This is a genomic window from Methylobacterium sp. E-016, from assembly GCF_022829745.1.
In the GTDB taxonomy this organism is placed as follows: domain Bacteria; phylum Pseudomonadota; class Alphaproteobacteria; order Rhizobiales; family Beijerinckiaceae; genus Methylobacterium.
The window spans coordinates 116,099-128,169 of the sequence record NZ_JAKSYF010000138.1 but is presented as its reverse complement, the minus strand read 5'-3'; the positions used below and the strand labels follow the sequence as shown (position 1 = coordinate 128,169).

The 12,071-nt window shown below is 64.6% G+C and carries 14 protein-coding genes; 6 read left to right on the top strand and 8 right to left on the bottom strand.

What is annotated here, in order from left to right:
* Positions 1-697, top strand: a 697-nt coding sequence (locus MKK68_RS20620; RefSeq protein ID WP_244032753.1) for an NmrA family NAD(P)-binding protein, incomplete at its 5' end; no start/stop codon positions are given.
* Between the two features lie 152 nt (positions 698-849).
* Here the strand turns inward: MKK68_RS20620 and MKK68_RS20615 are convergent.
* Complete coding sequence (locus tag MKK68_RS20615) at positions 850-1,779, bottom strand: AraC family transcriptional regulator (RefSeq protein WP_244032751.1); 930 nt, start codon at positions 1,777-1,779, stop codon at positions 850-852.
* 93 nt (positions 1,780-1,872) lie between these two features.
* On the opposite strand from MKK68_RS20615, the gene MKK68_RS20610 reads away from it, so the two are divergent.
* Positions 1,873-2,616 carry an SDR family oxidoreductase gene (locus tag MKK68_RS20610; protein ID WP_244032749.1) on the top strand — a complete coding sequence of 248 codons (744 nt, stop codon included), beginning with the start codon at positions 1,873-1,875 and terminating at the stop codon, positions 2,614-2,616.
* 165 nt (positions 2,617-2,781) lie between these two features.
* Here MKK68_RS20610 and MKK68_RS20605 read toward each other — a convergent pair whose 3' ends face one another.
* The 4 genes from MKK68_RS20605 to MKK68_RS20590 all read right to left on the bottom strand — a co-directional run bounded on the left by MKK68_RS20605 (position 2,782) and on the right by MKK68_RS20590 (position 6,012).
* A complete protein-coding gene (locus MKK68_RS20605) occupies positions 2,782-3,639 on the bottom strand; it encodes an amino acid ABC transporter substrate-binding protein (protein WP_244032769.1) in 858 nt (285 codons plus the stop codon).
* A 157-nt stretch (positions 3,640-3,796) separates the two neighbouring features.
* Positions 3,797-4,261 (bottom strand): RidA family protein, encoded by a 465-nt coding sequence (locus tag MKK68_RS20600; protein ID WP_244032747.1) that lies wholly within the window; start codon positions 4,259-4,261, stop codon positions 3,797-3,799.
* The gene (locus tag MKK68_RS20595) at positions 4,261-5,157 is read right to left on the bottom strand and encodes a PhzF family phenazine biosynthesis protein (protein ID WP_244032746.1); all 897 of its coding nucleotides are present in this window, start codon (positions 5,155-5,157) and stop codon (positions 4,261-4,263) included. The genes MKK68_RS20600 and MKK68_RS20595 overlap by 1 nt, the downstream gene beginning before the upstream one ends.
* A gap of 105 nt (positions 5,158-5,262) precedes the next feature.
* Positions 5,263-6,012, bottom strand: a complete 750-nt coding sequence (locus tag MKK68_RS20590; protein WP_244032741.1) for a helix-turn-helix domain-containing protein — start codon at positions 6,010-6,012, stop codon at positions 5,263-5,265.
* A 705-nt stretch (positions 6,013-6,717) separates the two neighbouring features.
* Here MKK68_RS20590 and MKK68_RS20585 point away from each other — a divergent pair.
* Positions 6,718-8,235 carry an FAD-dependent monooxygenase gene (locus MKK68_RS20585; protein ID WP_244032738.1) on the top strand — a complete coding sequence of 506 codons (1,518 nt, stop codon included), beginning with the start codon at positions 6,718-6,720 and terminating at the stop codon, positions 8,233-8,235.
* Positions 8,236-8,524: 289 nt separating this feature from the next.
* On the opposite strand, the gene MKK68_RS20580 is transcribed toward MKK68_RS20585, so the two are convergent.
* The gene (locus MKK68_RS20580) at positions 8,525-9,091 is read right to left on the bottom strand and encodes a recombinase family protein (RefSeq protein WP_244032767.1); all 567 of its coding nucleotides are present in this window, start codon (positions 9,089-9,091) and stop codon (positions 8,525-8,527) included.
* Between the two features lie 474 nt (positions 9,092-9,565).
* Between MKK68_RS20580 and MKK68_RS20575 the strand changes: the two genes are divergently transcribed.
* The 3 genes from MKK68_RS20575 to MKK68_RS20565 are packed head-to-tail and all read left to right on the top strand — an operon-like array spanning position 9,566 to position 10,670.
* Complete coding sequence (locus MKK68_RS20575; protein ID WP_244032735.1) at positions 9,566-9,814, top strand: AbrB/MazE/SpoVT family DNA-binding domain-containing protein; 249 nt, start codon at positions 9,566-9,568, stop codon at positions 9,812-9,814.
* A complete protein-coding gene (locus MKK68_RS20570; protein WP_244032733.1) occupies positions 9,807-10,199 on the top strand; it encodes a type II toxin-antitoxin system VapC family toxin in 393 nt (130 codons plus the stop codon). Before MKK68_RS20575 ends, MKK68_RS20570 begins: the two co-directional genes overlap by 8 nt.
* 27 nt (positions 10,200-10,226) lie before the next feature.
* Positions 10,227-10,670: a hypothetical protein gene (locus MKK68_RS20565; protein ID WP_244032731.1), complete on the top strand. Its 444-nt coding sequence runs from the start codon at positions 10,227-10,229 to the stop codon at positions 10,668-10,670.
* On the opposite strand, the gene MKK68_RS20560 is transcribed toward MKK68_RS20565, so the two are convergent.
* A complete protein-coding gene (locus MKK68_RS20560; protein ID WP_244032729.1) occupies positions 10,643-11,095 on the bottom strand; it encodes a hypothetical protein in 453 nt (150 codons plus the stop codon). The genes MKK68_RS20565 and MKK68_RS20560 overlap by 28 nt on opposite strands.
* 306 nt (positions 11,096-11,401) lie before the next feature.
* Entirely contained in the window at positions 11,402-11,860 is a 459-nt protein-coding gene (locus MKK68_RS20555) for a hypothetical protein (protein WP_244032728.1), read from the bottom strand.
* Positions 11,861-12,071 lie beyond the last annotated feature (211 nt).

Below are 12,071 nucleotides of genomic sequence, written 5' to 3'. Positions count from 1 at the left end.
GGTCCGCACGCTGTTTCTACTGAATGCGGTGACGGGTGACGAGTTCACCCAGGCGATCATCGCCCTGAACGCCGCGCGCGCCGCAGGCATCGAACGGGTCGTCTACCTGTCGGTGTTCGATGCCGACCGCGCCGTCAACGTTCCGCACTTCGCGGTGAAGTTCGGGGCCGAGCGCATGCTGGAGGCGATGGGCTTCAGCGCCACGATCCTGCGCCCGAGCTACTTCATCGACAACGAGGTCATGATCAAGGACGTGATCATGAACTACAACGTCTACCCCATGCCGATCGGGTCGAAGGGCGTCGCCATGGTCGATGCACGCGATATCGCCGAGGTCGCTGCGATCGAACTGATCCGCCGCGACCAAGCGTCGGGCAAGCTTCCAATCGAGACCATCAACGTCGTCGGTCCCGACACGCTCACCGGCGCGGACCTCGCTTCGATCTGGACTGAGGTTCTCGGCCGCCCGGTCGTCTATGGCGGCGACGATCCGAGCGGGTTTGAGGGGAACATGGCGACGTTCATGCCAAAGTGGATGGCCTACGAGATGCGTCTGATGGCCGAACGCTACGTCAGCGACGGCATGATCCCGCAGGTGGGCGACCGCGAGCGGCTGACCGGCATCCTCGGCCGCCCGTTGCACAGCTACCGCGACTTCGCTGCCGCACTCGTCGACCAAGGGACGGCAACCGCCTGAGCGTTCCCCTCTCTCGCGGCGACCGACTTGAACGGCAAGGCTCCGGCCTCGCCCCAAGCAGTGCCCGCCGCTTTGGGGCGCGGCCACCAGCGGGCGACGGCGGCTTCCCGCTTGATACGACCCAAAACCGATCGGACTGTTCACCACCCTTCTCAAACGTTCAGAGGCGTAGGGCTGGGGGATTGGGCGCGCTGCTCGCGGGCGTAGTGGATCGGCGGTCTGCCGACATGACGAGCGAAGGCGGTGCTGAAGGTGCTGGCAGACCCGTAGCCCACGCGCTCGGCCACCTCCGCCACGCCTGCTCTCTCGCGACCAAGCAGATCCTTTGCCAGCGCGATGCGCCACGCCAGGAGATACGCCATCGGCGCGACGCCGACCTCACGCCGGAACCGTTCGAAGAATGTCGAGCGCGACAGTCCCGCCTCGCGGGCCAGGGCACCGACCGTCCAGGGAACGGTCGGTCGCTCGTGCATCCGGCGCAGCGCGGCGGCCACGCGCTCGTCGGCGAGCCCGCGCAGGAGGCCCGAAGGCGCCGTCGGACCCGCGGTGGACCGGAGGGCCTCGATCAGCAGCACCTCCAGAAGCCGCGCCAGGACCACCTCGCGGCCGAGCCTGTCCGCCCGCGTCTCCTCGTTCACAAGGCCGAGCAGCATCGCCAATCGCCCGACGCCGCGCACATGGACGAACCGAGGCAGGAGCGACAGAAGCAGGTCCACATCGTCGGAGGCGAAAGTGCAGTGCCCCACCAGCATGCGCAGGTCGGGCGGCACCTCGGAAGGGCCGAGCCGGAACACGCCGGGGCCAACCTCGACGGGCGGCAGTGCCAGCCCCGCCGACGGCGCAACGAGGCTGGAGGCGGCGAAGGCGCTGGCGGCGGGGATCAGCACGAAGTCGCCGGCCGCAAGGATGATCTCCGCCTCGCCGTCGATCAAAAGGCGACACGCGCCCTCCAGCACCGCGGCGTAGAACGGCTGGCCGTGGTCGTCGCGCCGCACGGTCCAGGCGCCGCCGGCCAGGACCAACTTGGAGAACGAGGCGCTGGGCCGTAGCAACCCAACGACCTGGGTGAGCGGATCGACCATTTCGGACGCTCGCCAATGAAATACGGACGTGTGCCGGTATCACGTCCGGCAGAGCACTCCTATCACCCCGTGGTGCGTCACACGGGAGGTCCTATGAACACGATCCTCATCACCGGCTGCTCATCCGGCTTCGGCCTGGAGACGGCACGTCTGTTTCTCGACCGCGGGTGGCGGGTCGTCGCCACGATGCGCATGCCTCAGGCGGCCCTGCTCCCGGAGTCCGACCGCCTCACCGTCCTGCCGCTCGATGTGACCGACGCCGGCAGCATCGCCCGGGCATTCGCGGAGGCCGGGCCGCTCGATGTCCTGGTGAACAACGCGGGCGTCGGGCTGCTGAACGCCCTGGAGGGCCTGTCGATGGAGTCCGCTCGGGAGGTGTTCGAGACGAACACCCTCGGCACCATCGCCATGACCCAGGCCGTGGTGCCGCAGTTCCGGGAACGGGGCGCGGGGGTGATCGTCAACGTGACGTCGAGCGTGACCCTGCGGCCGCTGCCGTTACTGGCGGTCTATACCGCGAGCAAGGCGGCGGTGAACGCCTTCACCGAGTCCCTCGCCCACGAGCTCGTACCATTCGGCGTGCGCGCCCATCTCGTCATTCCCGGCCGATCGCCGGGGACCGCGTTCGGGGCCAACGCCCGCACCCGGATGGGGATGGATGTGCCCGAGGCCTACGGCGATCTGGCAGGAAGGGTCTTCGCGAACCTCCAGCAGGCGCCGGACGAGCTGACCCGGGCCTCGGACGTGGCCGCGGCGGTCTGGCGCGCGGCAACTGACCCGGCTTGCCCGATGCGCCTGCCGGCCGGCGCTGATGCGGTCGCCTGGGCGGCGGCCTGACACGAACCCTCGAACGTCTGCTTCCGCTACATGTTCGAGCGGAAGCAGACGGGCAGATATCCACCCCAAGCGGCCATTCGGCTTGCGACCCAACCGAGACGCTGCGGTGACAGTGAGCTTGCTCCGAAGCGGCCGTTCGTCTGATCGTACGGCCTGGCTTGGCCGCTAGTACGCGCTCGGGTCAAAGCTATCGCTCGGATGAGAATAAGCCCTCTGCAGCGCCTTGCTCATCGGTAGGTTCAGGTTGATGCTGTACGGCGGGATCGGCTGCGTGAACCAACGATCGTACAAGGCCCGGCCGCCGAGACCGGTGTAGAGTTTAGCCGTCGCTGCATTCGCGACCGCCTTGAACGCTAGGTCGTCTTTGCGCAGCATGATCCCATAGGGTTCAGGGTGCGACAGCGCCTCGGTCGATATCTCGAAGCCCGATGGGTCGCGCGAAGCTGCCACCAGCGCGGCTAGAAGCACGTCGTCCATCACGAACGCGACGGCCCGGCCGGTCTGCACCATCAGGAACGCCTCAGCGTGATCGACTGCTGGCAGGATCGTCAGCCCGAGCTTGCGCGCCGTATTCGCTTCGTTGATCTGCCGCAGGTTGATTGTGCCTGAAGTCGAGACGACGGTCTGGCCCTTCAAGTCCTCGATCGTGTGCAGCCCGGCCGACCGCTTCGACACGTAGCGCGTCGCAGTCAGGAAGTCGGTGTTGGCAAAGGCGACTTGGTTGTGACGCTCTGCAGTGTTGGTCGTCGAGCCGCACTCCAGATCAATCGTTCCATTCGCAATTAGTGGGATACGCGTGGCGGAAGTTACTCCATTCAGCCGGACCTCCAATCCTGGCATATCAAGCTTTTCCTTCACCGCATCGACGATGGCGTGGCAGATATCCATCGCGTACCCGATGGGCTTCTGATCCGCGTCGAGGAACGAGAACGGCACCGAGGCATCGCGGAAACCGAGCGTGATGCGGCCGGTCTCCTTGATCTTCCTCAGCGTACCGGTCAGCTCCTCCGCCGTGGCCGGCATCGAGGTCGCGACCCCGACGAACGTGATCACTGCGACAAGGGCCGCACGTCCACCTCTAAACATGTGTGTCTTCTCCTCAGCTGGATGGCTCGGTCCCGCCGGGTTCGTGCGGCGTTCGGGTGAGCTGGGCGGGTGCGTGATCGCGAGATCTGGCGGGTCAGACCACCGTGAAGACGGCTTCGACCTCGACCGGCACGCCGCGCGGTAGCGCGTTCGTGCCAACTGCCGTGCGCGCATGGCGACCGTTCTCGCCGAGGGCAAGGAGGATCAGATCCGACGCGCCATTCAGGACTAACGGCTGCTGCGTAAAGTCTGCGCGGCAGCGGACGAAACCGCCGAGGCGCAGGCAGTGCGCTCGGTCGAGGTCCCCGTCGAGGGCCGTGTGGACTTGGGCCAGGATGTTGAGCGCGCACAGGCGAGCAGCGGCCTGCGCCTGTTCGATTAAGACGTCTTCGCCGACGACGCCGAGATATTGCAGCTCGCCGCGCAGCACGGGCGTCTGACCGGTGATGAAGAGAAGCGGCTCGGCGCGCGTGAACGACACATAGTTGGCTGCGGGTCGGGACGGATCGGGCAGCGTCAGGCCGGCTGCTCGCAGGCGGGAGAGGACGGCGTCGCTCATTAGCGTCCAACCTTTGCGACCGCTCGAGCTAAGTCCGTCATCGGAGCGACCGCCCCGCCCAGCAGGCAGCCGATCGCCCGGTCGCCCGCGAAGCCGAGGCGCACCGTGATCTCGGACAAGCTGCCCATCGCTCGCCCCTGGTAGACGCGGATCGGGCGGTCGTTGGCGGCGATGGTGCGATCGTGAAGCAGGCCGAAGGCGAGCGCGGCGGCGGCAATGCCGGTGGCAGCATCCTCCGGATAGCCTGATGAACGCGGGAACTGCCGCGCTTCGAAAACGCGCGCCTCGCCGTCCACGATGGCGTAGGGGTACAGACCGGTCGAGCCGATCCGACGGCAGACAGCCTCGACAGCCACGGGGTCCGCAACGAGCGCGTGCAGCCTCTCAGGGTCGCGCATCGGCACGAGGGTCTTCACACGTGAGGTAACGGCGTTGTGCAGGGGCAGGTCCGCAAGGTTCTCGCGGCCCACGCCGAGCGCCGCAAGCACGTTGCCGGCCTGGTCTGGAGACAGCGGTACCGCCCGACCCGCCGGCTGCGTGATCTCAACGGAGACCGTACCGCTTTCGGCCGCGAACACGAAGCCAGCGACCGAACCGCTGGCGGTCGCAATGCGGACGGGCGATGCCGGCAGCCGTCCGTGTTTGGCCAGCACCCAAAGCGCGCCGACCGTGGCGTGGGCGCACATCTCCATCTCGTGATTGGGTACGAAGAAGCGGAAACGGAAGTCGTGCGTATCGTCTTCGGCGGGCAGAATAAACCCGCTCTCATGCCCGTGCTGGCGGGCGACCTCCTGCATCGCCGCAGGGTCGAGCCCAGCTGCGTCCATGACGACCGGGCATGGATTGCCGCCTGCGTTCTTGCAGGTAAAGACGTTGACGACCTCGACGCCTGCCATGACCATGAACCCACTGCCGCGGTTCCCTGACCGAACTCGGTGCCGGTTCAGGAAGTGCGGTTGGTTATGGCGGAGCCGTCCTGCGCCCGCGCGACCGTCCGGGCCTTATTGCGCGACCGTCCGGGCCATCGCGGTGGATCGTGCGCGGACATCGCGTGGTGCCAGCCCGTCTCGGCGTCGGAGCGCCCGCGCCATAGCTGATCCGCTCTCGAACCCAACCCGAAACGCGACCTCGTCGATCAGCAGATCGGTGGTCTGCAACAGCCGCCGCGCTTCGGCGAGGCGCACGCTCTGTTGGTACGCGCCGATCGACAGCCCGGTTCGCTCTCGGAACAGGCGTGTGATGTGTCGACGGGAGACGTTGAAGCGTTCCGATAGCAAATCGATCGACAAGGTTTGGTCAGCGCGCTGTGCGATGAACGCCTTCACCTCGTCGATCATGATGTGCGCCTCGCGTGAGCCAGCACCGAGCGGCTGACCCCTCTCTATCGCGGTCAGGCAGCGGATGATCAGTGCGGCCGAGAGATGGGCGCGGACGGCTGTCTGACCGATTGTATCGCCGGTCTCATCGCAGCACAGCGCCCGGAGGGCGCGGATATCTGGATTGACCGGGAACATCGAGCTGCTTCGGATCAGGGCTCGGACGCGGCTGAGCGAACCGAGTTGCCTCTCGATCTGCTGAAATGCCTCATCTCGAAGATACACGGCGACGTGGGTCTGGTTGGATCGGAGCGCTGAAGTGTCGTGCGGGTGCGAGGCGGGGATAACGGCGAAGCGATCCTGGGACACCCACATGCCGTCCCGCTGCGCTTCGTGCTTGAGGTTCAAAACGCCGAGGCAGGGCAGCAGCAGCATTAGGCCGTCGTGCCAGTGCCAGGGCTTGGCGTAATCGACGCCCCCACCGAGGAGGGTGATGTGTTCGTCGCAGCCAGCGATGACAGTCGAAGGGACTGCCGTTCGCCGGAGAAAGTCGAGCGACCTGAGCATGAAAGGACGCTACTGCAACCGAAGCAATCTGGCCAGGAATGGAGAGGCGTCGCGCCAGCGGCGAGCCAGAGCGAAGGGGGGCATTCAGCTCCGTCGCTGACGAAGAGTCGTCCTTCAGCTTCCGGGCAATGATGAACGCAATCGGTCGAGACGTTTGACGTCTGGGAAAGGGCGTGATGGGGCGAGGCCACAAAGTCCGCTTCGATGCTTTCGCGCTCGTAAGCGGACAGACAGGAAACCACTTTGAGCGGCCTTCCCGCTAGCGACCCAAGTCAGACTGTGGGTGAACTCGACACAATACGCAAAAGCGGACCCTACTGAAGTCATGATGCTTCGACCGGCGCAGCTTTGCCGTTGCGTCGCGTTCACCGGCGCGCTATCGTTGCGGTGTCGGAAAAGGCAGACTTGGTTTGGTAAGCCCAAGTCCTTTCGGTAACGAAAGCTTTGGTCTTTGGCTCCGTGCCGTAGATCCCCACGACGAACGAAGGACGCTTAAGCGCGTCCGGCTGTTCGTCCGTGCGGGTCTCAGGTTCGGGAAACGCTCCGGTCGAACATCGACATCGGAGCTCAACAATGCCCGCATCAACGACGCTCTATGATACGATTATCGCTGGAGGGGGCCCTGTCGGCCTATTCCTCGCCTGCGAGTTGTCGCTAGTCGGCTGCTCTGTCCTAGTCCTCGAACAAGTGCACAATCCGTCCTCACCCCTGAAACGTGCTCCCTTCGGGCTGCGGGGACTGTCGGTCCCGACTATCGAGAGCTTCGACCGACGCGGTCTGTTGGGCGAGATCGAAGCCCACGCGGCCAGCCGTGCCACGCCGGGGACAGCGCATTGGATGAAGCAGCCGCGCCGTCCAGGCGGCCATTTTGCCGGCATTCAGTTTTTTCACGACCAGATCGATACTGCGCGCTGGCCACATCGCCTTCCCAGCCCAGTCAGCAACTTGGCTGCGGATATGGCGAGCATCGAAGCCGTACTGGCCGCGCGCGCGGAGGCGTCAGGCGTTGAGATCCAACGCGGCAGGGGTGTCGAAGGCTTCGCTGAGACGGATGAGGGTGTTGTCGTCCAGGTAGACGGTCAAGCGTTCCGAGGTCGTTGGCTCGTTGGCTGCGATGGCGCCCGCAGCGCAGTGCGCAAGGCGGCAGGAATCCGCTTCGTCGGCACCGAACCTGAGTTCACAGGCTACTCCGTCCAGGCCGAGCTTGCCGGTGCGGACGCGCTTAAACCAGGCCGCCACTACACCGCGCAGGGCATGTACCTGTTTACGCCGCCAGGCACGATCGCGATGGCCGATTTCGACGGGGGCGCATTCCATCGCTCCACCCCGATCACGCGCGAACACGTCGAGGCGGTCATGCGCAGGATCTCGGGTGTCGATGTCACCGTGACCAAGCTCGAACTCGCCACCACCTGGACTGACCGCGCCTTTCAGGCGAGCGCGTATCGCAACGGCCGCGTGCTGCTAGCCGGTGACGCTGCGCACATTCATTCGCCGCTGGGTGGGCAGGGCCTCAACCTCGGGCTCGGCGATGCGATGAACCTGGGCTGGAAGCTGGCATCCACGATCCGCGGTGATGCGCCGGCGGACCTACTCGACAGCTATGAGCACGAACGGTATCCGGTCGGTGCACGCGTCCTCGACTGGTCGCGGGCCCAGGTCGCGCTGATGCGGCCGAGCCGAGGTTCGCGCGCGCTTGAAGCCATCATCCGCGACCTGATCGAGACGCTAGACGGCGCAACCTACTTCGCCGAGCGCGTATGGGGCGTCTCAATCCGCTACGATCTCGGCGACAGTCATCTGCTGGTGGGGTGTAGCGTTCCCGATTTCCTCCTGAGCGACGGGCGGAGGGCCAGCAGCCTGTTGCGCGAAGGCCGGGGCTTGCTCCTGGACTTCGTTCCCAGTTCGCCGCTTCGGGCGCTAGCAGATCGAGGAGCGGTAAGGATCGATTATGTGGCGGGGGACGTGCGGGACCGGCTGGGCTTGCAGGCCGTGCTCGTGCGACCCGACGGGATCGTCGCCTGGGCAGGTGACACCACGCCCGACGCGGCGACTATTGGCCAAGCTATGACGCGATGGTTTGGCGCATGATTGAGGCTGGTAAACTCGCTTGGACAATGTTGGCTTTAAGGCAGTTTCCGCTCTGAAGCCGACGGATTGCAAACCACCCAACCCAGTCATTCCAAGCTGCACCCTTAACCGGCACGCCTCGCGGAGGCAACATCTGCGCAGGGTGCATAACTTAGAGGCGTCCGGTATTCGACCGTTTTCTTGGCGCTTGATATGAGCCACACACCAAGGGCCTAAAACAGCCCCATCCGTGTCGGAAAACGCTACCCGGTATTCTTATGTCGTCAATTCCCTCCCGCATTGACGTTGATCAGTCAGCCTTTTGTCCGAGGATCTTAAGGGCGTCGGCTCTGAAGACCCCTTTAGAATCGACGTGTCGGTAGAGGGTCTGACGGGTGATCCCGAGTTCCATGCAGAGGTCCGCGACCTTAGTCTCGGGCTGACCCATTGCAGCCTGTGCGAGGCGAAGCTTGGCGGGCGTCATCTTCGGCTTGCGGCCACCATTGCGCCCTCTAGCGCGCGCTGAGGCAAGGCCAGCCTTGGTGCGCTCGATGATCAGCTCGCGCTCGAATTCCGCCAACGCTGCAAAGATCCCAAACACCAGCCGGCCATTGGCGGTGGTGGTGTCGATGTTGGCCCCCTGCCCGGTCAGCACCTTGAGCCCGATCCCACGCTTGGTGAGATCGTGTACGGTGTTGACGAGGTGGCGCAGGTCGCGACCGAGGCGATCGAGTTTCCAGATCGCGAGGGTGTCGCCTTCACGGAGCGCCTTGAGGCAGGCGTCGAGACCGGGGCGGCTGTCGCGTTTGCCTGACGCGTGATCCTCGTAGAAGCGATCGACTTCGACGCCGGCGGCGAGGAGCGCGTCGCGCTGCAGGTCGGTGGTCTGCTAGCCGTCAGCTTTGGACACGCGCATGTAGCCGAGCAGCATGGGGTGGTGATCCTGTGCGGGCGTGACGGGCCACGCGTCGTGAGGCGGTATGACAATCAAGGGTCCGGGAGCCACCGAGCTGCGGTGCTCCCCCGTTCGTGTCTATCACGCAAAAGAGCGATTGCGTGACAGACATGCACGAAACGATCGATCCCCCAGGATGTGTATCACAAACCGTCACATCATCTAAAATCCATCAATGTGCACGTGGCTTGAATATGTGACGCTTCAGCGCTCGGTTTATGGAGGCCGAGACCAACTGGCTCGTAACGACCCGTTTTACCGCAAGGCACTGAGGACATGGCCTAGACGTAAACCATCAGCACGGCCGGAATTTATCGCTCACCACATCATCGCAGTTGGCAAACTATGATGCCGTAGGTATGATTCTTAAAATCGGTACGGATAGGCGACGAGGCCATGGCATCGCAGGCGGTCAAGATCATTGATGGTGGCAAGCTGATTATTCCGGCTGCCTTCCGGCGCAAGCTCGGTATCGATACCGGGGATACCGTTGTGCTTGAACTGGGTGAGGATGGGCTCCACGTCCGGTCGCTTTCATCCGCAGTTCGCTTGGCGCAGGAGATCGTACGCGAGTTCGTACCCAACGAGGTCGATCTTGCCGACGAGCTTGTGGCGGAACGGCGGATCGAGGCCGAGCGTGAGTGAGCTCTTCGTTCTCGACGCGTCGGCCCTGCTGTGCCTGCTCAAGGGGGAACATGGTGCGGAGCGGGTGATCGCGAGCTTGCCGCGGGCCTGGGTCAGTGCGGTCAATCTCTCCGAGGTCTACGCCAAGCTGGCGGATGCCGGCGGTGCGGAAGTGCGTATCGCCCAGGCGATCGGTGGCTTGCACCTCCGGGTCGAGCCATTCGACGACACGCAAGCGCGTGCGGCCGGTATACTGCGGCCGATGACCAAGAACCTTGGACTGTCGCTCGGCGACCGTGCCTGTCTTGCACTCGCTCGGCAGCGGGGAGCGACAGCCTTGACCACCGATCGTGCCTGGACCGAGCTACCCGACACGCTTGGTATCGCGGTCGAGCTTATTCGCTGACAGTTTGGGCTAAGGATTGATCGAGCGATGCCGATCCGCCGGGAGCACCGCTTCTTCTACCCGATCGACTGGCCGCAACTCTCGGCCACGATCCGCTTCGGGCGGGCAGGCGGTGCTTGTGAGGGCTGCGGCCGGCCGCACGGGCAGACCGTCTACCATCTCGGTGATGGGCGCTGCTGGGACGCCGGTATTGGCGCCTGGCGCGATGGGCAGGGCCGTCCGCTGCGCAGCCTCCCAACCATCGAGGATCTCGGCCTCATCCGTACGACGCGGGTCATGCTGGCCGCGGTACACCGCGATCACGACACCGCCAACAACCTCGACCGTAACCTCGTGGCCTTCTGCCAACGCTGCCACATCAACCACGACCGCCCGGAGCATAAACGCCGACGCTGGTGCACCTTGTTCCGCCGTCGGGCTATGGGGGATCTGTTCCGCGGGCCCTACCCGACCGCGAACAGGTCGAGCTGAAGAGCCGATCCCTGCCGCCTGCCCCGTCGGCCACCCCGTGGAAGCGGCTTGATTGCCGGCAGGACTCCAGTCCCCCTGGCATGCAGTACGGCACCGATGATCCGACAGCCGTCGCCTGGGTGATACACATAGGCACGGCAGCCATCGGCGTGCAGGATCTCCTGGACCACCGCCTCGTCATCGGGACGGGACTGCAGGGCTTTCAGCAGACACATCAGCCCGAGAGAAGCGATGTTCGAGAAGTAGAACTCGCGCTGATACCCAGTCCAAACTTGGCGCTGTGCGCCGACGCTGGTTCGCGCGAACGGATTGTGGGGCGCAAACACCGTACCCGCATCCAGGACGAAGGCCGCGATCGCATCGCGGTCAGCGATATGCAGCGCGGTGCGGATTGATGCGGCGAGCTGGCGCTGAGCGATAGGCACGCGATCTTGTCCTCATACCGTCACGATGTGAGATCGGCCCGAGCTACGGCAGAGAGACGATCGATCCCGGTTCAGCGCGTTTCTCAAGAAAAAGAGCTCTAAAGGTTCAAAAAGAGCTCCGGCCACGTCTGTTTGACTATGTCCTTGCGAAACAAATCGTTTTACGAATTGCGTGATGCCACAGCTTGCAGGCGTGCCCACCTCCGAGTTCGAACTTCGGGTCCTGCGTCGTCCCCGCGAGGGTGGCGGGCGTATCGAGACGCAGCGCATTCGGATCGAGGCGAACTCGGGGGATCAGGCGATCGCTCAAGGAAGGTTTCTCGCCGAGGCGATCCTCGAGGGCTGGACCGGTGTGGCCATGCTCACCAACGACGCCGGAGCCCTGGTCTGGTCGATGCGTAGGGACATGCCGCCACCAGCAGCACCAGGCATGATCTGATTGCCGGCCACCGGCTCCAGGTCGGTGTGATGAAGGCCGGAGAGATGCTGGCTCGGTACCGAGGCCCGCTCGATGCGTAGCGTCCACAGCCGCCAGGGTGTCGCCAGCGGGAGAAAGTCAGCTTCGTCGAGCACGTGCTCGGCGTGGTCGCCATGCTGGACCACCATGCGGAACGGGACCTCGCCCGGCGGCCCGATGAGTACGATCGTCAAGGTGTTGAAGCCGTCGTGCAGCCACGATGTGACGTCGTGGTGGAAGCCATCCTCCGTTGGATCGAACCCCTCCAGCGCGGGCTGGGTTACCGCGAAGGTGTTGAGGCTGACCATAGCGCGGCTCCCCGCGCCCCACAGTGTAAGGCGCAGCCGCTCCCCGGCTCGAATGTGCATGACGTGCCCCGTTTCAAGGGCCAAACTGACTGGTCCGCGGGTTTTCCACAACGGGAACAAGGCGTGAACGGAAACGCTTCGTTAACCTTGTTGCTGGGGCGCTGCAGCACCTCTAGCCAGACGATCCGCCAGACGATCCGGCAACGAATAA

Bases quoted from the DNA above. Each gene is read 5' to 3' on its own strand.
- MKK68_RS20615 (WP_244032751.1), bottom strand. From the start codon at position 1,779: ATGGTCGATCCGCTCACCCAGGTCGTTGGGTTGCTACGGCCCAGCGCC.
- MKK68_RS20610 (WP_244032749.1), top strand. From the start codon at position 1,873: ATGAACACGATCCTCATCACCGGCTGCTCATCCGGCTTCGGCCTGGAG.
- MKK68_RS20605 (WP_244032769.1), bottom strand. From the start codon at position 3,639: ATGCCGGCCACGGCGGAGGAGCTGACCGGTACGCTGAGGAAGATCAAG.
- MKK68_RS20600 (WP_244032747.1), bottom strand. From the start codon at position 4,261: ATGAGCGACGCCGTCCTCTCCCGCCTGCGAGCAGCCGGCCTGACGCTG.
- MKK68_RS20595 (WP_244032746.1), bottom strand. From the start codon at position 5,157: ATGGCAGGCGTCGAGGTCGTCAACGTCTTTACCTGCAAGAACGCAGGC.
- MKK68_RS20590 (WP_244032741.1), bottom strand. From the start codon at position 6,012: ATGCTGCTGCTGCCCTGCCTCGGCGTTTTGAACCTCAAGCACGAAGCG.
- MKK68_RS20585 (WP_244032738.1), top strand. From the start codon at position 6,718: ATGCCCGCATCAACGACGCTCTATGATACGATTATCGCTGGAGGGGGC.
- MKK68_RS20575 (WP_244032735.1), top strand. From the start codon at position 9,566: ATGGCATCGCAGGCGGTCAAGATCATTGATGGTGGCAAGCTGATTATT.
- MKK68_RS20565 (WP_244032731.1), top strand. From the start codon at position 10,227: ATGCCGATCCGCCGGGAGCACCGCTTCTTCTACCCGATCGACTGGCCG.
- MKK68_RS20555 (WP_244032728.1), bottom strand. From the start codon at position 11,860: ATGGTCAGCCTCAACACCTTCGCGGTAACCCAGCCCGCGCTGGAGGGG.